The 17,261-nt window shown below is 73.0% G+C and carries 17 protein-coding genes and 1 pseudogene; 7 read left to right on the top strand and 11 right to left on the bottom strand.

Translation table 11 applies throughout. From position 1 onward, the window contains the following. Positions 1–341: 341 nt before the first annotated feature. The 3 genes from AB0G74_RS33120 (at position 342) to AB0G74_RS33130 (ending at position 3,647) form a co-directional block, all read left to right on the top strand. Positions 342–1,712 (top strand): histidine kinase, encoded by a 1,371-nt coding sequence (locus AB0G74_RS33120; RefSeq protein ID WP_361154078.1) that lies wholly within the window; start codon positions 342–344, stop codon positions 1,710–1,712. Continuing rightward, the gene (locus AB0G74_RS33125; protein ID WP_361154080.1) at positions 1,709–2,377 is read left to right on the top strand and encodes a response regulator transcription factor; all 669 of its coding nucleotides are present in this window, start codon (positions 1,709–1,711) and stop codon (positions 2,375–2,377) included. The genes AB0G74_RS33120 and AB0G74_RS33125 overlap by 4 nt, the downstream gene beginning before the upstream one ends. Before the next feature lie 64 nt (positions 2,378–2,441). Beyond that, entirely contained in the window at positions 2,442–3,647 is a 1,206-nt protein-coding gene (locus AB0G74_RS33130) for a cytochrome P450 (RefSeq protein WP_361154083.1), read from the top strand. A gap of 178 nt (positions 3,648–3,825) precedes the next feature. Here AB0G74_RS33130 and AB0G74_RS33135 read toward each other — a convergent pair whose 3' ends face one another. Then, the gene (locus AB0G74_RS33135) at positions 3,826–4,746 is read right to left on the bottom strand and encodes a hypothetical protein (protein WP_361154085.1); all 921 of its coding nucleotides are present in this window, start codon (positions 4,744–4,746) and stop codon (positions 3,826–3,828) included. A 34-nt stretch (positions 4,747–4,780) separates the two neighbouring features. On the opposite strand from AB0G74_RS33135, the gene AB0G74_RS33140 reads away from it, so the two are divergent. Further along, complete coding sequence (locus AB0G74_RS33140) at positions 4,781–5,077, top strand: DUF397 domain-containing protein (RefSeq protein ID WP_361154087.1); 297 nt, start codon at positions 4,781–4,783, stop codon at positions 5,075–5,077. An 81-nt stretch (positions 5,078–5,158) separates the two neighbouring features. Here the strand turns inward: AB0G74_RS33140 and AB0G74_RS33145 are convergent, their stop codons facing one another. Together AB0G74_RS33145 and AB0G74_RS33150 are read right to left on the bottom strand one after the other, a co-directional pair. Next, a complete protein-coding gene (locus AB0G74_RS33145; RefSeq protein WP_361154113.1) occupies positions 5,159–6,676 on the bottom strand; it encodes an ABC transporter permease in 1,518 nt (505 codons plus the stop codon). Between the two features lie 128 nt (positions 6,677–6,804). Continuing rightward, complete coding sequence (locus AB0G74_RS33150; protein ID WP_361154089.1) at positions 6,805–7,758, bottom strand: ABC transporter ATP-binding protein; 954 nt, start codon at positions 7,756–7,758, stop codon at positions 6,805–6,807. A 117-nt stretch (positions 7,759–7,875) separates the two neighbouring features. Here AB0G74_RS33150 and AB0G74_RS33155 point away from each other — a divergent pair, with 117 nt between their 5' ends. After that, positions 7,876–8,469 carry a MarR family transcriptional regulator gene (locus tag AB0G74_RS33155; RefSeq protein WP_361154091.1) on the top strand — a complete coding sequence of 198 codons (594 nt, stop codon included), beginning with the start codon at positions 7,876–7,878 and terminating at the stop codon, positions 8,467–8,469. A gap of 30 nt (positions 8,470–8,499) precedes the next feature. Here the strand turns inward: AB0G74_RS33155 and AB0G74_RS33160 are convergent, their stop codons facing one another. Both AB0G74_RS33160 and AB0G74_RS33165 read right to left on the bottom strand, forming a co-directional pair. Beyond that, complete coding sequence (locus AB0G74_RS33160; protein ID WP_361154093.1) at positions 8,500–9,009, bottom strand: GNAT family N-acetyltransferase; 510 nt, start codon at positions 9,007–9,009, stop codon at positions 8,500–8,502. A 369-nt stretch (positions 9,010–9,378) separates the two neighbouring features. Further along, positions 9,379–9,846, bottom strand: coding sequence for a TIGR03618 family F420-dependent PPOX class oxidoreductase (locus tag AB0G74_RS33165; protein ID WP_361154096.1), 468 nt, complete (start codon positions 9,844–9,846; stop codon positions 9,379–9,381). 384 nt (positions 9,847–10,230) lie between these two features. Between AB0G74_RS33165 and AB0G74_RS33170 the strand changes: the two genes are divergently transcribed. Then, positions 10,231–11,589 carry an MFS transporter gene (locus AB0G74_RS33170; RefSeq protein ID WP_361154098.1) on the top strand — a complete coding sequence of 453 codons (1,359 nt, stop codon included), beginning with the start codon at positions 10,231–10,233 and terminating at the stop codon, positions 11,587–11,589. A 218-nt stretch (positions 11,590–11,807) separates the two neighbouring features. On the opposite strand, the gene AB0G74_RS33175 is transcribed toward AB0G74_RS33170, so the two are convergent. The 4 genes from AB0G74_RS33175 to AB0G74_RS33190 form a co-directional block, all read right to left on the bottom strand. Further along, positions 11,808–12,737, bottom strand: a complete 930-nt coding sequence (locus AB0G74_RS33175; RefSeq protein ID WP_361154115.1) for an alpha/beta hydrolase — start codon at positions 12,735–12,737, stop codon at positions 11,808–11,810. A 255-nt stretch (positions 12,738–12,992) separates the two neighbouring features. After that, positions 12,993–14,384: a kynureninase gene (gene kynU / locus AB0G74_RS33180; protein WP_361154101.1), complete on the bottom strand. Its 1,392-nt coding sequence runs from the start codon at positions 14,382–14,384 to the stop codon at positions 12,993–12,995. Then, positions 14,377–15,309: a tryptophan 2,3-dioxygenase family protein gene (locus AB0G74_RS33185; RefSeq protein ID WP_361154103.1), complete on the bottom strand. Its 933-nt coding sequence runs from the start codon at positions 15,307–15,309 to the stop codon at positions 14,377–14,379. The genes kynU and AB0G74_RS33185 overlap by 8 nt, the downstream gene beginning before the upstream one ends. Positions 15,310–15,486: 177 nt before the next feature. Beyond that, entirely contained in the window at positions 15,487–15,900 is a 414-nt protein-coding gene (locus AB0G74_RS33190) for a DUF3151 domain-containing protein (protein ID WP_361154105.1), read from the bottom strand. A 147-nt stretch (positions 15,901–16,047) separates the two neighbouring features. On the opposite strand from AB0G74_RS33190, the gene AB0G74_RS33195 reads away from it, so the two are divergent. Further along, positions 16,048–16,617: a Uma2 family endonuclease gene (locus tag AB0G74_RS33195; RefSeq protein WP_361154107.1), complete on the top strand. Its 570-nt coding sequence runs from the start codon at positions 16,048–16,050 to the stop codon at positions 16,615–16,617. A gap of 177 nt (positions 16,618–16,794) precedes the next feature. Here AB0G74_RS33195 and AB0G74_RS33200 read toward each other — a convergent pair whose 3' ends face one another. Both AB0G74_RS33200 and AB0G74_RS33205 read right to left on the bottom strand, forming a co-directional pair. Next, a complete protein-coding gene (locus AB0G74_RS33200; protein WP_361154110.1) occupies positions 16,795–17,034 on the bottom strand; it encodes a DUF6411 family protein in 240 nt (79 codons plus the stop codon). A gap of 127 nt (positions 17,035–17,161) precedes the next feature. Further along, positions 17,162–17,261, bottom strand: a pseudogene (locus AB0G74_RS33205) (IS481 family transposase); the annotation flags it as partial.

Below are 17,261 nucleotides of genomic sequence, written 5' to 3' on the forward strand. Positions count from 1 at the left end.
CCTCACCCGGAGGGCCAGGCGCTGGGGGTCCCCCCATTGCCGAAGGCATAGGGGGCGGAACTGCGCGAACGGCCACAGGCGGTCCGCGGACCGACGACAGCATCGGGCTGCCGGGCGCGGCCCGGAAACGGGGCGCGGGCCCGATGCGAAGGCGGGCACCTCCGAGCTCGGGGCGGCCGGGGCCCGAGGCCGGACGCGACCCGGGAAGTAAGGCGGCACACCCCCAGAGGGCAACGCGGCGCACCTCCGGAGGGGGACGCGGGTCGTCCTTGAGGCGGAGCGCAGCGGATCCGCATCCTTGGTGACGACGGCACCCCAAGACGCCCCGTACCTTCGAATACGTGACAGAGACGACCCGCAGCCCCGAATACCACCTGGCCGTCGGGGTCCTCCAGGGCCTTCGGGAGGACCTCCTCCACGACGCCTTCGCCTATCGGCCGCTGCCGCCGATGCGGACGGACGGACCGCTGATCCGGCTGCTGCCGGACTCGATACGCCACTACGCCCGGTGGGCCCCGCACGCCCTCCTGCTGGCGATCGCGGCCCTCGTACTCCTCAGCGGCGCCACCTTCATGGGTGTCACGACCGACATGATCGTCCTGGCCATGTTCCCCGCCGGGCTGATCGCGCTCGTGGTGATCCGGCCGGTCGGCGCGTTCTGGCTCTCCCTCGCGTCACCGGTCTGGGCGCCGCTGCTCGCCAGCTACTACAACTCCTGGCACTGGCCCCCCGGCGCCTTCGCCGCGCATCTGCTGATCATGTTCGTGATCGCCCTGCGGGCCCGGCCCAGGACCGCCGTCTGGATGTGGGTCCTGACCGCGTTCAGCAGCGGGGTCGCCGAAGCCCTGCTCGGCGGCTACTACAACAAGAACATGGCGCACATGCTCGTCGTCTCGGCGATGGTGCTGCTGGTCGCGGTGGCGATCAATGTCCGTAAGACGGCCGACCGCGAGGTCTTGGCCGAGCGGACCGTGTCCGCCGTGGAGCGGGACAAGCGGACCCTGCTGGAGGAGCGCACCACGATCGCCCGCGAGCTGCACGACGTCGTCGCGCACCATATGTCCGTCGTGGCGATCCAGGCGGAGGCCGCGCCCTACCGGGTGGAGAACCCGCCGGAGGAGCTGGAGAAGGCGTTCGCCACGATCCGCGAGAACGCCGTCGCGGCCCTGACCGAGCTGCGCCGCATCCTCGGGGTCGTACGGGCGGAGGACTACGAGGCCCCCGACGCGCCGCAGCCCGTACTCGCCGATCTCGACCGGCTGCTGGAGAACGTCCGGGAGACGGGTCTGGACGCGGAGAAGGTGGTCACCGGTTCGGTGCGGCCGCTGCCGCAGGGCGTGGAGCTGTCGGCGTACCGGATCGTGCAGGAGGCGCTGAGCAACGCGCTGCGGCACGCGCCGGGCGCGAAGGCCCGGGTGGAGGTGTCGTACGTACTCGGCGGGCTCGGCCTGCGGGTGGTCAACACTCCGCCGGAGGGTCCGGTCCAGCCGTCGCCGGGCGCCGGGCACGGCATCACCGGGATGCGGGAGCGGGTCGCGATGCTCGGGGGCGAGCTGACGGCGGGCCCGGCGGCGGACGGCGGCTACGAGGTGGCCGCGTTCGTCCCGGTCGCCCCGGCCGAGCCGGTGGCCCCCCGGGACGAGCCGGCCACCGGACCCGTCATGCTGAAGAAGTCCCCCGCGCCCGCCACCACCGAGGAGCCCTCGCCGTGACCGCTTCGACCATCAGGGTCCTGATCTGCGACGACCAGATGATGGTCCGGGAGGGTTTCTCCGTCCTGCTGAACGCGATGCCGGACATCGAGGTCATCGGCGAGGCGGTGAACGGCCGGGAGGCGGTCGAGCGGGTCGCCGAGCTGGCGCCGGACGTGGTCCTGATGGACATCCGGATGCCGGAGCTGAACGGGATCGACGCCACCCGGGAGATCGTCGCCTCGCGGACCGACTCCAAGGTGCTGGTCCTGACCACCTTCGATCTCGACGAGTACGTGTACCAGGCGCTGCGCGCCGGGGCGTCCGGCTTTCTGCTGAAGGACGCCTCGGCCCGGCAGCTCGCGGACGGCGTCCGGGTCGTCGCGGCGGGCGAGGCGCTGCTGGCGCCGACCGTGACCCGCCGTCTGATCACCGAGTTCTCCCGGCTCACCCAGGCCCCGAAGGTGGGGGCGGTGGCGCAGGTCGGGGATCTCACCGAGCGGGAGACCGAGGTCCTGGTACTGATCGCCCAGGGTCTTTCGAACGCGGAGATCGCCGAGCATCTGGTGGTCGCCGAGTCCACCATCAAGACCCATGTCAGCCGGGTCCTGGTGAAGCTGGGGCTGCGGGACCGGACCCAGGCGGCGGTGTTCGCCTACGAGGCCCGGCTCGTCACGCCTTCATAGCTTTTCGGTATCCGGGCCGGTGGGGGCCTGGTCAGCGGCCCCTCCGGACGGTTAGCGTCCGGATATGGACGCACTTTTCGAGCCATGGTCACCCGCTTTCGTCGCCGATCCGTACCCCGCCTACGAGCGGCTGCGGGCCGACGGGCGGGTGCACTGGTTCGAGCCGACCGGGCAGTGGCTGGTCCCCCACTACGCGGATGTGTCGGCGCTGCTGCGGGACCGGCGCCTGGGCCGTACGTACCTCCACCGCTTCACCCACGAGGAGTTCGGCCGGACCCCGCCCCCGGCGGCCCACGAACCGTTCCACACCCTCAACGACCACGGCATCCTCGACCTGGAAGCCCCCGACCACACCCGGATCCGGCGGCTGGTCACCAAGGCGTTCACGCCCCGTACGGTCGCCGCGCTGGAGCCGACCGTACGGCGGCTGGCGGCCGAACTCGTCGCCGGACTGAAGAAAGCGGGCGGCGGCGATCTGCTCGCCGATATCGCCGAACCCCTGCCGGTCGCCGTGATCGCGGAAATGCTCGGCGTCCCGGAGAGCGACCGGCCCCTGCTGCGGCCCTGGTCCGCCGATATCTGCGGCATGTTCGAACTGAACCCGTCGGAGGAGACCGCGCGGCGGGCCGTCACCGCGTCCGTCGAGTTCTCCGCCTATCTGCGGGGCCTGATCGCCGAACGGCGCACCGACCCCGGGGACGACCTGATCTCGGCGCTGATCGCCGCGTACGACGAGGGCGACCGGCTCAGCGAACAGGAAATGATCTCCACCTGCGTACTGCTGCTGAACGCGGGCCACGAGGCGACCGTCAACACCACCGCCAACGGATGGTGGACCCTCTTCCGCCACCCCGAACAGCTGGCCGCGCTGCGCGCGGACCACTCGCTGCTGCCGACGGCGGTCGAGGAACTGATGCGGTACGACACCCCGCTCCAGATGTTCGAACGGTGGGTCCTCGACGACATCGAGATCGGCGGCACGGTCGTCCCGCGCGGCGCGGAACTCGCCCTCCTCTTCGGCTCGGCCAACCGCGACCCGGCCCGCTTCCCCGCCCCGGACACCCTGGACCTCGCCCGTACGGACAATCCGCACATCACCTTCGGCGCCGGAATCCACTTCTGCCTGGGCGCACCGCTGGCCCGCCTCGAACTCGCGGCGTCGTTCGGCGAACTCCTCCGGGAGGCGCCGACGCTCCGACTCGCCGGTGACCCGGAATGGAAACCGGGCTACGTGATCAGGGGCGTCCACGCGCTCCCGGTGGAGCTGTAGCCCTCAGGGCCACCTGTTCAGGGTCGGTGCCCGGGAGAAGCCAAGGCTCTGGGGGTCCCCCCATTGCCGAAGGCATAGGGGGCGGAACTGCGAGAACAACCACGATGGTGGGCGCGGTCGGCAATGCCGGGCAGGAACCGCCCACGGATTCCGGAGAGGCCACGAGCTGGCTCGGCGTCTAACCGGCTCCCGCGACGGCGAGCTGTCCGGCGCTCAACACCGATCTCGCGGCGAGCATGGCTTCCCGGACCCGCGCGGCTCCGTTGGTGGCCACGACCGCCCCGTCGTCGGCCTGGGCTCTCCGTCCGCCCAGGCCCGCACACGCGGCGCAGATGCCCGGTCCCGAGACCGGGTCATGGCACTTGGCGCATTCGGCGTACCGAGGCTTCATGGGCTGCTGCGGGACCCGGACGGGCGGCAGTTTGCGCTGGAGGCGGCTGCGGAGCACGCCGACCGGGGAGTGCAGGGGCACGGGCAGGCCGGGCAGCAGGGCCCGGGCCAGCTCCCCGGCTGTGCTGCCGCGCTCCAGCCACTGGACGACGAGCGGCGCCAGTTCGACGGCCTCGGCCTCGCCCAGCCGCAGGCGCGGCTCGGCGCTGAGCACCCGGAACAGCGTCGCCACCGCCTCGCGGACCCGTCCGTCCGGTACGGCCGGAGTCTTCTGGCCGTCGGTCCGGCTCTCCTCCCGCCCCTCGGGCCGGGCGGCGGGGTGGGAGGGTTCTTGGTACCGGTTCTTTAAAAGAGGGGCGCCAGTACGACCGGTGCTCGGCCCACCGGAGACCGGACGGGTGACACCCGGCACCACCGGCTGCGGGGTGTCGTGGACGTGGGTCTCGGTTCGGATCGTGCCGTCCGGCAGGCGGATCTTCTCCACCCGGTAGTACCCGGCCTCGGTCAGTTCCTTGAGTGCCTTGCGGATCGCCCCACGCCCCTGCGGGCTGGTGTCGGCCATGTGACGGCCGTCCTCGCGCCAGCCGTCCGGGCGCGAGAGGAGGTCCGCGAGCAGACCCCGGGCCGTGTAGGACAGCCGCCGGTCCTGAAGAAGACTGTTGGGCAGCACGGTAAAACTACGTGCGTGTTCGATACGATGTACGCGCATCGGGAGTGGCTTTCTCCTGTTGCCGGGCCCCGGGGTGTTGGTAGCACCGCCGGGGTCGCCTTTTTCCGATTGGATCACGGAACGTATCACGCCACCCGCCACGCCAAGACGCTTTCGCCGCAACGGCCTTGACCGCAGCCGAGGACCGCCGAGTGGCCGGGATGTCTCTACGACGGGCGGGCGGCGATGCCCCCGCGCCAAGGCCCGACCGGGTGCCGAAGCCGGCACAGTCCCCGTGCGGGACAGCAAGCGCACCGACGGCCCGGTCCTCATGCTCTCCGCCCGAGCCTTCACCGGGCTTGTCGCACTCGCCAAGAACTCGCGCGTCTGATCCCGCGAAGCCAAAAGGCCCCGCGCTCCTACCGATTCGGGCAGGAGCGCGGGGACGGGGCGGCCGGGCGCGGCCCGGGGTTCAGCCCGTCAGGATGTCGCGGCGGCGGAGACCCGCCAGGCCCGCCGCCACCAACCCCGCCGCCAGGGCCGTCAGGACGAGGACCGGGGGCCAGTTCATCGCCTCACCCGGCATTTTCGGGAGATGGCTGAACGGCGACAGGTCCAGTACCGCCGCCGGGAGGTCCAGTGCCGGGCCGAGCCAGCCGATGGCGAGGGCCGTGCCGACGACCGCCCAGGCGGCGGGGGCGTACCGGGGAAAGAAGCCGTGGACGAGGACAGCGAGGCCGCCCAGCAGCCAGACCGCCGGGAGGAGGACGAGCGCCGCCCCGAGCACGGCCCCGAAGTCCTTGCCGTGGCCGACCGCGAGACCGAGGCCCGCGGCCGTGACGACGACGACCGCGCCGCCGAAGGCGATGGTCAGATGGCTCGCGGCCCAGGCGGTGCGGCTGACGGCCGTGGCGAGCAGGGGTTCGGCGCGCTGTCCGGCCTCCTCGCCGTGGAGCCGGAGTACGGATCCGACGACGTAGACCGCGGCCAGCATGGCGAAGAGTCCGGCGATCGCCGCGAGAAACGCTTCCGTCAGCCCGGACTGGCCGCCCATGCGTTCGAAGATCTCCCGAGTGGACTCGTTCTCGCCCACCAGGTCGGCCGCACCGTCGGCCATGCCGCCGAAGACGAATCCGGCGACCAGGAATCCGGCGGTCCAGCCGTACAGGGCGCCCCGCTGGAGCCGCCAGGCGAGCGCCGCGACCGTGCCGAGGCGTCCTTCGGCGGGTCCGGGCCGGGTCGGCAGGAAGCTCATACCGACGTCGCGGCGGCCCGCGAGGACGAAGGCGAGGGCGCCCTGGCCGATGACGGCGGCGGCGAAGAGCAGCAGGATCCACCACCGTTCCCCGGCGTAGGGCCGCAGATGTCCGGCCCAGCCGAGGGGGGAGAGCCAGGTCAGTACGGCGTCGCCGTGGGCGTCGCCCGCGTCGCCCGCCGCGCGGAGTCCGAAGGCGAGGCCGAGTGCGGCGCCGGTCAGGCCACGGGCCAGCCGGGCGCTCTCGGTGAACTGGGCGGCGATCGCGGCCACCCCGGCGAAGAGGAGGCCGACCCCGGCGATCCCGAGGCCGAGGGCGACCCCGCCCGCCGGGTCGCCGGTGGACCCGGCGAGTCCGGCGGCGACGAGTACGGCGACGGCGGCGTTGGCGACGAACGCGGTGAGCAGCGCGGCGGTCAGCCCCGCCCGGCGTCCGACGACGCCGGAGGCGATCATCTCCTGGCGGCCGGTCTCCTCCTCCTCGCGGGTGTGCCGGATGACGATCAGCAGGCTCATCACGGCGGCGAGTACGGCGGTGGAGACTCCGAAGCGCCAGGCGACCAGGGCGCCGACGGAGTCGCCGAAGACCGTTCCGTAGAGGGCGCGGAGGGAGCCGTTGGTGCTCATGGAGTCGGCGAACTCGGCCCGGTCGGAGGGGGTGGCGTACAGCCCCTCGATCGTGCCGGCGCCGCTGACGACGATCATGGAGAGGACCAGGACCCAGACCGGGAGCATGATCCGGTCCTGGCGGAGGGCGAGCCGGAAGAGGGTGCCGGTCCCGGCGAAGGGCCGCTCGCGGCCCGGTCCGGCCGGGCGGCCGGAGGCGGGGCGGGGAGCCGGGGCCGGGACGGCGGTGGCCGTACTCATCGCCCGCTCCCCTCAACGGCCCCGACAGCCCCGACAGCCCCGGCCCCGGCTCCGGCGCCGTCTCCGTCCGCCGCGTAGTGCCGGAGGAACAGCTCCTCCAGCGTGGGCGGCGTACTCGTCAGCGACCGTACGCCGGATTCGGTGAGCGCCCTGAGTACCGCGTCCAGCTTGTCCGTTTCGACTTGGAGCCGGACCCGGTGGCCCCGGACGTCGAGGTCGTGGACACCCGGCAGCCGGGTGAGCCCGTCGGGCGGCGGCGCCGCGAGTTCGGCGGTGACACTGGTACGGGTGAGGTGCCGGAGGTCGGCGAGTGAACCGGTCTCCACGGTCCGGCCACGCCGGATGATCGACACCCGGTCGCAGAGGGTCTCCACCTCGGACAGGATGTGCGACGACAGCAGCACGGTCCGCCCCCGGTCGCGCTCGCGGAGCACACATTCCTGGAAGACCTCCTCCATCAGCGGGTCGAGCCCGGACGTGGGTTCGTCGAGGACGAGCAGGTCGACGTCGGAGGCGAACGCGGCGACCAGGGCGACCTTCTGCCGGTTCCCCTTGGAGTAGGTACGCCCCTTCTTGGTGGGGTCCAGCTCGAACCGTTCGATCAGCTCGGCCCGCCGCGCCCGGTCGAGTCCGCCGCGCAGCCGTCCGTACAGATCGATCACCTCCCCGCCGGACAGATTCCGCCAGAGGGTGACGTCCCCGGGTACGTACGCGAGTCTCCGGTGCAGCTCGACGGCGTCGCGCCAGGGGTCGCGCCCCAGCAGTCGCGCCGCGCCCGAATCGGCCCTGAGCAGGCCGAGCAGTACCCGGATGGTGGTCGACTTGCCGGAGCCGTTGGGCCCCAGGAAGCCGTGCACCTCCCCGGCTTCGACGGTGAGGTCGAGACCGTCGAGCGCGTGCGTCCGGCCGAAGGACTTGTGCAGTCCGGAGACGGTGATGGCCTTCGTCATGATTTCGAAAGTACGCTTCTTTCAGAAATTTGTGAAGTTAAGGAAGTGTATAAAATCGAAGGACCGGAGCCGGAAACGGCGACGGAACGTGACAATCGGGATCGTGAGGGCCGGGGCATGACGACCGAGCAGCGGCGGCGGCCGGAGACGGCGCGGCCGGAGAGAGCGCGGGACGAGGCGGCGGTCTCCGCCTTCGTCGAACGGTTCGCCGCGCAGCTGGCGGAGGCCGGGATGGCCCGGATGCCGGCCCGGGTCTTCGCGGCGATCCTCTCCTCGGACGAGGGCCAGCTGACCTCGGCCGAACTGGGCGAACGACTCCAGGTCAGCCCGGCGGCGGTATCGAGCGCGGTCCGCTATCTCGCCAGTGTCAACATGCTGTCGCGGGAACGCGAACCGGGCTCGCGACGGGAGCGCTACCGGGTCCACTCCGACCAGTGGTACGAGGCCCTGACCAGCCGCGAACAGATCATCCGCCGCTGGGAGGACACCCTGCGGCACGGCATCGCGTCCCTCGGCCCGGACAGCCCGGCGGGCGCGCGGATGGCGGAGACGCTCGGCTTCTTCGAATTCGTCGAGGGCGAGTTGCCGAAGATGATGGCCCGCTGGCGGGAACACCGCGACCGGGTCTACGGCCCCGGAGCCGCCGAGACCCCCGAGACCGCCGGGGCCACCGAGACCGCGGGGGCCGCCGGGGCCGCCCCGCAGGGCTGACGTACCGCTCGAAAGGAGTCGGCGGGCGGGTCAGGCGGCGTACGAGAGGACCGTCACCGTCCGCCCCGAAGCCCAGCGCTGCTCGGTGGCCGCGAGCCGCCGCCAGCCGAGGCGTTCGTAGAGCGCGGCGGCGGCCCGGTCGGACTCGACCACGTCGAGCACCGGACGCAGCCCGAGGCGCGCGGCGTACTCGACGGCCCCGGCCAGCAGCAGCGCCCCCAGATTCCGCCCCCTGGCACCGGGGGCGACGAACAACCGGCTGACGACGGCCGTGCCGGACGACGGCTCACCGCTGTCACGGGCCCAGAGCCCGGGGGCGAGATCGCCGTCACCGGGCGCGCACAGGGCGATATGCCCGACGGGCACCCCTTCATGGACGGCGACCCACGCACCGAGCGCCGACGCGGGCGACAGCCACGCCCCGGGATCGGCGGGCCAGTCGACCGGGTACCCGTCCTCGTCGTGGACCGCCGCGAGGGCGTCGACGCAGGCCGGGAGATCGTCGTCGGTACGGGGGCGGATGCGGATCGTCGTGGTCACGCCGGGATTCCAACACGCGGAGACGAGTCGGGCCAGGCGGTTTTCGGGGGCGGGGGCAGCCCCGCATGCGCGGGGCGCAGTCCTCGTGCACGCGGACCGCGTACGGGGTGTCGGGACCATCCCCGCACACGCGGGGGGGGCAGCTGGTCGAGCCGAACCCGCCCGCCAACTTCAAGGGTCCATCCCCGCACACGCGGGGCGTAGCAGCTCCAGACGGACCCGCTCCGGAAATTCAAGGGACCATCCCCGCGCACGCGGGGCACCGGCTCGGTGATCTGGGATGTTACGGGGGCACCGACCCGCCCCGCAGCACTTCGTCCGCGTCCGGCGATCCCCTCGTACCGCCCGCAAAGCGCACCCGGCGGGCCGTCAGGAGATGTCGAGCGCCGTGCCGTAGAGCCGGTTCACCCGCAGGCGGATGACCACCCGGCCCTCCGCCACCTGCTGTTCCAGGAACGCGGTCTCGTCCGCCGGGTCCGTCGGGCGGGCCGCCGCCGGGATCATCGACAGCAGCTCCCGGCCGACCTCGTCACCAGCCACGACCGTCGGCGCAGAGACCTCCGCCTCCCCTTCGGCGACCGCGAACGACCAGACGTCGGGCCCCTGGACATGCACAGAGGCGAGGGGGTTGCGGCGGACGTGTCCGGCTTTGACGCGGTCCACGAGGGTGGAGAAACGTACCGTCCGGGACTCCGGGTCCCAGTGGTACAGCAATGTCATCAGATGCGGATGCCCGTCGCGCTTCACCGTCGCGAATGTGCCGAACCGGCCGTCCGCCAGCAGCTTCGAGAGTGCTTCGTCGGACAGGGGACGGGGTGCGGCGGGTCCTTGAGCCATGGCCCCGAGTATCGGGGCCTACGACGGATTCGGCCAGAAATCACCGCCATCACCGAAAGACGGGCCCGGCAGGCGCAGCAAGACGGACGACGGCGAACCCCCGTTCCGCCGCCGCCCGTCACTTCGGCAACACTCGGCCCCCGCCGATCATGCCCGGATACGCGGACGAATTCCGGCCGCGGCCCGCGGCGGCCGATCACCGGCACCGGGCTGTTCCCCCGGCCCCCCTGCTGCTACGGTCGCCGCATGTTCCTCTTCCGTGCATAGGCGTCGGCACAGCCGCGCACCGGGCCGTCGAATCATCCGGCCGCCGAGCGTGGCCCTCGCCGTCCCGCACGCCGAAGAGCGCCCTCTCACGGGCGCAGTCTTTCGAGGAATATCACCATGTCTGCTGCTCCGGCGCCGCCGTCCGCCGCGCCTTCGTACGCGGCCGTACTGCGTACCCGCTACGCCTGCCGCACCTTCGGGGCGGCCCTGCTGGGCCGTCTCTCCTACGGAATGGTCTCCCTGTCGCTGATCCTGGCGGTCAAGGACGCCACCGGCTCCTATGCCGTGGCCGGGACCGTCATGGCCCTGTTCGGGCTGACGAGCGTGCTGCTCTCCCCGGCGAGGGCCGCCCTGGTCGACCGCCACGGGCCGCGACGGGCCCTGCTCCCGATGGCCGTCGGCTACGCGCTGTCGCTGACGGCGCTGGCCGTCGCGACCTCGTGGCCGGGGGTACCGGGCGTTCTGCTGGGAGTCCTGGCCGTACCGGCCGGGGTCTGCACACCGCCGCTCGGCCCGGTGATGCGGACGTTGTGGAGCGATCTGGTGCCCGACCGGGCGCTGCTGCGGCGCGCGTACAGTCTCGACGCCGTCGCCGAGGAACTCCTCTTCGTCACGGGCCCGTTGCTGGTGGGGGTGGTGGCGCAGCTCGCGACACCGTCCGTCGGGCTGGCGGTGAGTGCCGTACTCGTTCTGACCGGCTCGCTGACGCTGATCTCGGCACCGCCGGTACGCGGCTGGAAGGGCCACGGGAAGGGGTCCGCCGCGTCCGCGCCGACGGGGACCGAGGCCGGGGCCGAATCCGAATCCGAGTCCGAGGCCGGGGTCGAATCCGGGGCCGGAATCGGCGGTGGGCGCGGGCGCCGGTGGCATGGCGACCCCCGGCTGCGGCAGGCCATCGCCGTCTCCGCCTCGGTGGGCATCTGTCTGGGCGCGTTCGACCTTCTGGTGATCGCCTACGCCGACGATCACGGCGCCCCAGGGGCGATCGTCGCCTGGGCCCTGGCCGCGATGTCCGCGGGCAGCGCCGTCGGCGGCCTGGTCCACGGCGCCGTGCCGTGGCGCGTCGGCAGCGGTACGCGGCTGGCGTTTCTCGCGGCGGCGCTGGGAGCGACCCTGATCGCGACGGGGTTCTCCCCGCATCCCGCCGTACTCGTCGCGGGCGCGGCGATCGGCGGGCTGTTCATCTCCCCGGCGCTCACCACCGCGTATCTGATCGCCGACGAGGCCGCCGATCCGGCGACGCGGACCACGGCGGGCGCCTGGGTCAACACCGCGCTCAACGCCGGTTCGTCGGGGGCGACGGCGGCGGCCGGGCTGGTGGTGGGACGGCTGCCGCTGACGCTCTGTTTCGCCCTGGCCGCGGTCCCGGTCCTCCTGTCGGCGATGACGTCGCTACGCGCCCCGCGCCGCCGCCGCGCCTCACCACCCGGGCCGCGCCCGGCAACCGCGCCTTGTTCTCGGTCTGCAGCCCGGTGATGGGCTGTTCGCGCAGTTCCCCGCGCCCCTGAATGCTCTCCCGAGCACCGCCCCTGAAAAGGGGCCGCCTCTCCACAAGAGCGGACAGAAGAGCAACCCAGGGGCGCGGGGAACTGCGAGACAAGCCACTCACGGGCTGCGGACCGCGAACAACATCAAGCAGACAGGCGCGGCCCGGACCGTGAGGCGGCGCTCAGAGCAGCCCCCGCCCCGCCGCCTCACCACGCCAGTTGCGCGATCTCCTCCGCCACCACCGCGCACGCGTCCGCCGCCGGGTCGATCAGGGGGAAGTGGCCGGCCTCCGCCAGGAGCGTCAGGCCCACCGTCTCGCCCGCGCGGGCCGCCGCGTCGACGTACGCCTCGGCGACCGGCCGGGGTACGACGATGTCGTCGTACCCCTGCACCACGGTCGTCGCGATGCCCGTCGGCAGCAGCAGCGCCGGGTCGGCCGCCGCGCGCCGGGCCGCCGCCGCCGTCTCGTCGTCCCCGGTGCCGAGGAGTTGGCGGACCGCTCCCCCGCACACGTCGAGTGCCGTCGCCCGCTCGAAGTCGGCGATCGGGGCGAGCGCCACCACCCCGCGGAGTTCGGGTGCGCGGTCCAGGCGCCAGGCGCTGCCCCGGGGCAGTACGTGGCGGGCCGCAGCCCAGAGCGCGAGCTGGCCGCCCGCGGAGTGGCCGGTGAGGACGGTACGGCGGATGTCGGTACCGGGCAGTGCCCGGGCCACCAGCTCCGGCAGGGCGTCCATCACTGCGGCGACGTCGTCGAAGGTCTCGGGCCAGCGCCCGGCGACGGGCCCGCCCGTGGCCTCGGTGCCGCCCCCGGGGCCCGTGCGGGGAGCGGGGACGTCCCGCCCCCTGCGGTATTCGACGTTCGCCACCGCGAACCCCCGCCGGGCCAGGAAGTCCGCGAACGGGCTGATGTGCCGACGGTCGTACGGGGCACGCCACGCACCCCCGTGGAAGACCACGACCAGCGGCGCCCCGCCCGTCCCCTCGGGGTGGTCCGGGCCGCCCCGGGGCGCGTGGAAGTCGACGATCTGGTCCGGGTGGGGGCCGTACGCCTCCGTCGCGTCGGGTTCGACGGCCGGATGCGCGAACACCGACTTCTCCTCGGCCGCGTCCCGTTCGACAGCGGCGGCGTCGGGCACTCCGGGACCGGGGGTCCCCGGCGCGCCGGACGCGCCGGGGGTGTTCGGTTCCGGCCGGCTCGGATCCGGCACGCTGGATTCCGCCATACGGCGCCAACCCTCCGATGTTCACGCGGACTTGTACCGCTGGAACGACCTGGTCAGCGGGACGGTACCACCGAAGGGGCGGGTGTCCCCGAGGACGCCGGGACGGCCGCCGGAAGGGCTCCTTCCGGCGGCCCGGGCGCCCTGTTCGAAGAACCGGCCGCCCCTGCCCTACGCCTCGGTCACCACCGGCTCCGTCGACGCCGACGCCGACGCCGACGTCGAAGCCGCCATCTCCGCCAGTACCTCCGCGAGTACCCCCGCCGCGCGCTCCACGTCCGCGAAGCCCGTGTACAACGGGGTGAACCCGAACCGCAGGACGTCCGGGCCGCGCAGATCGCCGACCACGCCCCGGGCGATCAGCCGGTCCATCACGGCGGGCGCCGTCCCGGGGCAGGAGAGCGCGATCTGGCTGCCGCGTTCCTCGTGCCGTTCCGGCGTCAGGGACCGCAGCGGTGAGCCACCGCCGTCGAGCCCGGCATACGCCGCCACGCACTCCAGGAAGAAGTCGGTCAGGGCCAGGCTCTTGGCCCGTACTGCGTCGATGCCGACCCCGTCCCAGACGTCCAGCGCCGCGTCGAGCGCCAGCAGGGAGAGGATGTCGGGCGTCCCGACCCGGCCGCGCCCGATCCCGGCCGCGGGCTCGTACCCCGGTGTCATCGCGAACGGCTCCGTATGCCCGTTCCAGCCCGGCAGCGGGGAGTCGAAGGCGGCCTGGTGGCGGGCGGCGACATAGAGGAACGCGGGGGCGCCGGGGCCGCCGTTCAGATACTTGTACGTACACCCCACGGCCAGGTCCACCCCGGACGCGTCGAGGCCGACAGGCAGGGCCCCGGCGCTGTGGCAGAGGTCCCAGACGGCGAGGGCGCCCGCCTCGTGGACGGCGGCCGTGAGACCGGGCAGGTCGTGGCGGCGGCCGGAGCGGTAGTCGACATGGTTGAGGAGTACGGCCGCGGTCCGCGGGCCCAGCGCCCGGCCGACGGCGGCCGGGTCGGCGGGGTCGACGGGGACGATCCGGTGCCCGGTCAGCCGGGCCGCCGACGCCGCGATATAGCCGTCCGTGGGGAAGGTGGTGGCGTCCACCAGGACGTCCGTACGCCCGTCGCCCGCCAGCCGGACCGCGCCGACCACCGCCTTGAACACATTGACGCTGGTCGAATCGGCGACCACGAGCTGTCCCGGCGCGGCCCCGACCAGGGGCGCGATCCGGTCGCCGATCCGCTCGGGCGCCTGCCACCAGCCGCTCTCGGTCCAGGACCGGATGCCCAGTTCGCCCCACTGGCGGCCGATGACGTCGGCGAGCCGGGCGGGGACGTGGGCGGCGAGCGCGCCGAGGGAGTTGCCGTCGAGATAGACGACACCGTCGGGGAGGGCGAAACGGTCCCGGGCGAACCGGAGCGGGTCGGCCCCGTCGAGCCGGGCGGCCCGGTCCCGCAGACCATCGCGTACGGAATCGGCGGCCCCGGCTCGTACGCCGGACTCGGCGCCGGACTCCGGGCCGGACTCCGGGCCGGGCTCCGGGCCGGGCTCCGGGCCGGTGGAGGTCACACGGGGCTCAGACATGGCTGCGCGCCGTCCACAGCTCGGGGAAGACATTGCGGCGGGCCCGCTTCTCCAGCCACGCCACCCCGGCGGAGCCGCCCGTCCCCGTCTTGGCGCCCATCGCGCGCCGGGTCGCCACGAGATGGTCGTTGCGCCAGCGCCAGACCAGTTCGGCAACGTCCGTCAGCGCCTCCCCGAGCCGTACCAGCTCCTCGTCCCGGTCCGGATCGCGGTAGATCTCCGACCAGACCCGCTCGACGGCCTCGTGCGGCTCGTACCGGCGGTCCGGCTCACGGTCCAGCACCTCGGCCGGGACGGCCTTGCCGCGCCGGGCCAGCAGCGCCAGCACCTCGTCGTAGAGGCTGGGTTCGGCCAGCGCCTGCTCCAACTCGGCGTGGACCCGGGGCGCGCCCCGGTGCGGGACCAGCATCGACGCGGACTTCTCGCCGAGCAGGAACTCCATCCGCCGGTACATCGCGGACTGGAAGCCCGAACCCTCGCCGAGGGCACCCCGGTAGGAGTTGAACTGCGCGGGGGTGAGCTGTCCGAGGGGCCGCCAGGACGCGTTGAGCGCCTCCAGCTCGCGTACCGAACGCTTGAGGGCCGCTATGGCGACGGGCACGTCGTCCCGGCGGAGCGCGGCGGTCGCGGTCTCCCACTCGTGGACGACGACGGTGAACCACAACTCCATGACCTGGGTGGTGACGAGGAAGACCATCTCGCCGGGGTCGTCGGAGAGGGGATGCTGCAAATGGGTGAGGACATCGGCCTGGACGTAGTCCTCGTACGGGGTGGTCCCCGCGAAGTCGACGGTCGGCACGTCGTCAACGGCACCGTCGGCACCGTCGGCGGGCGTGGCGGGCGCGGTGGGCTCGTACGGCCCGGTGGGCGCGGTGGGCGCGGTGGCTTCACGCGCCGGGGAGTCGTGCGCAGCGGACTGGGACATCGCGTCTCCTCGATGTGTCCGGGTAGCGGTCCGCCCCTTCCTGTTGGTGGGTGGGAGCTCCGGTCCCCGAGCGCATCCTAAACGCCGACCCGTGTCCCCTCCAGATATCTCCGTGCGGAACCGCCGGGGCACCGGTCCGCGAAACCGGCGCCCCGAACGAGACGAACCGTCTCGGCCTCAGCCCAGCGTGTCCGCGGCGAGCGGCGACGAGTCCCGCAGGAACTGGGAGCAGCGCTCGTACTCCGCCTTCTCACCGATGGTGCCCGCGGCCCGGGCGAGGGCATGCAGGGCGCGCAGGAAGCCCCGGTTCGGCTCGTGCTCCCACGGCACGGGCCCGTGGCCCTTCCAGCCGTTGCGGCGCAGGGCGTCGAGCCCCCGGTGGTACCCGGTACGGGCGTACGCGTACGACTCCACGACCCGCCCGGCCTCGAAGGCGTCGTCCGCGAGCAGCGCCCAGGCCAGCGACGAGGTCGGGTACTGAGCGGCGACGTCCACGGGCGCGGTCCCGGCGGCGAGCGCCTCACGGGGCCCGGTCTCGTCGGGCAGCCGGGTGGGGGGCGGACCCCCGAGGAGATTCTCATGAATGGCCATACGCCCAGTCTCCCCCACCCCCGCGTCCGCCTCGGGCACGGGGCGGGGTGGGGCCACCGGCTTCGCGCCCCGGCGATACCGGACTCTTCAAGACATCGCCCGACCCACCCGGCACACTGGCAGTGTCGGCCGTGAGGAGGCGGAGGAGTGAGCGTCGCCCGCTTTACGGAGCACCATGGTCCCTGGACCGTCGCGGATGTCCTGGCCCTGCCCGAGGACCGCTCGGCGCGCTACGAGCTGCTGGGGGAATCCCTCGTGATGTCCCCGGCTCCGGGGCTGCGCCATCAGCGTGCCGGCTTCCGGCTCCATGTGGCGCTCGAAGCCGCCGCGCAGGCAGCGGGCGCGCCGGTCGAGGTCCTGGAGGCGATCAACGTCACCCTGCCCTCCGGTCTTGTGGTCCCGGACATCGTCGTGGCCGACGCGGGTGCGACGGCCGAGGACGCGGTCAGTATCGACGCCGAGGCGGTACAGCTCGTCGTCGAACTCGTCTCACCCGGCAACAAGACCATGGACCGCAAAGTCAAACCGCTGCTCTACGCCGAAGCCGCCATTCCGCACTACTGGCGGCTGGAGTTCGATCCCGCTCCCCGCCTGATCGTCTCGGAGCTGGACAACGGCCGGTACGCGGAGCGGGTCATCGCGCTCCCGGGCACCGTCACCACGATCGACGGGCCGTTCCCGATGAAGCTCGACCCGGCCGGAATCGCCCGGCAGTAGGACGGGCGGGGCGAGCCCGCAGCTCTGCCCACGCCCGCCCCGGGCGGCCCCGGCCCGTGCGCCCGACGCGCGGCACGGCCTACGGGGCCCGGGGCGGCACCACGGACTTCGCGGCCCCCTGTGAACGGATTCTCAGACAGGCCGTTGCCGGGCCTTTCCGCAGGTGGGGCGCGGTCGTCAGAAGGGCAGTCGGCGGCGGGCGCGGCGCCCGGCGGATCCGCTGCGGCCCACGGCCCGGGAGCTGCTGCGGAACGGCTTGCTGAGCAGGCGGCCGAGGATTCCCGGGGCCTTGCCGCCCAGCCGGGATCCGGCGCCGAGGGTGCGCTGGGTGCCGCGCTCCGGGTGACGGGACAGCCGGGGGACGAGGAAGCCCAGAACGGCCAGAGCGGCACAGACACCAATAACAGCGATGATCACGCGGGTCTCCTTTCACCACGAGGTCGTACGCGGTCCTTCCCCTCGGAAGGACTCAGGCTGCCCGCCTACCCAGTCCCCCGACGCCGACACGGCCCACCTCGGAAGCCGGGCCCGGACACAACACGCCCTAGCTGTATTGACCCGCAGGGTTGTTAACGCGGCTGATGGGTGGGTGTCCGTCGAGTGCGGTGTGGCTGCGGTGGTGGTTGTAGGTGTGGAGGAAGTCT

The organism is Streptomyces sp. NPDC020875 (assembly GCF_040641415.1).
Classification (GTDB): Bacteria; Actinomycetota; Actinomycetes; order Streptomycetales; family Streptomycetaceae; genus Streptomyces.

What these genes read in the sequence shown, in the direction of transcription:
- AB0G74_RS33130 (WP_361154083.1), top strand. Translation starts at nt 2,442, where the DNA reads ATGGACGCACTTTTCGAGCCATGGTCACCCGCTTTCGTCGCCGATCCG.
- AB0G74_RS33135 (WP_361154085.1), bottom strand. Translation starts at nt 4,746, where the DNA reads ATGCGCGTACATCGTATCGAACACGCACGTAGTTTTACCGTGCTGCCC.
- AB0G74_RS33145 (WP_361154113.1), bottom strand. Translation starts at nt 6,676, where the DNA reads ATGCTCCCGGTCTGGGTCCTGGTCCTCTCCATGATCGTCGTCAGCGGC.
- AB0G74_RS33150 (WP_361154089.1), bottom strand. Translation starts at nt 7,758, where the DNA reads ATGACGAAGGCCATCACCGTCTCCGGACTGCACAAGTCCTTCGGCCGG.
- AB0G74_RS33155 (WP_361154091.1), top strand. Translation starts at nt 7,876, where the DNA reads ATGACGACCGAGCAGCGGCGGCGGCCGGAGACGGCGCGGCCGGAGAGA.
- AB0G74_RS33165 (WP_361154096.1), bottom strand. Translation starts at nt 9,846, where the DNA reads ATGGCTCAAGGACCCGCCGCACCCCGTCCCCTGTCCGACGAAGCACTC.
- AB0G74_RS33170 (WP_361154098.1), top strand. Translation starts at nt 10,231, where the DNA reads ATGTCTGCTGCTCCGGCGCCGCCGTCCGCCGCGCCTTCGTACGCGGCC.
- kynU (WP_361154101.1), bottom strand. Translation starts at nt 14,384, where the DNA reads ATGTCTGAGCCCCGTGTGACCTCCACCGGCCCGGAGCCCGGCCCGGAG.
- AB0G74_RS33185 (WP_361154103.1), bottom strand. Translation starts at nt 15,309, where the DNA reads ATGTCCCAGTCCGCTGCGCACGACTCCCCGGCGCGTGAAGCCACCGCG.
- AB0G74_RS33190 (WP_361154105.1), bottom strand. Translation starts at nt 15,900, where the DNA reads ATGGCCATTCATGAGAATCTCCTCGGGGGTCCGCCCCCCACCCGGCTG.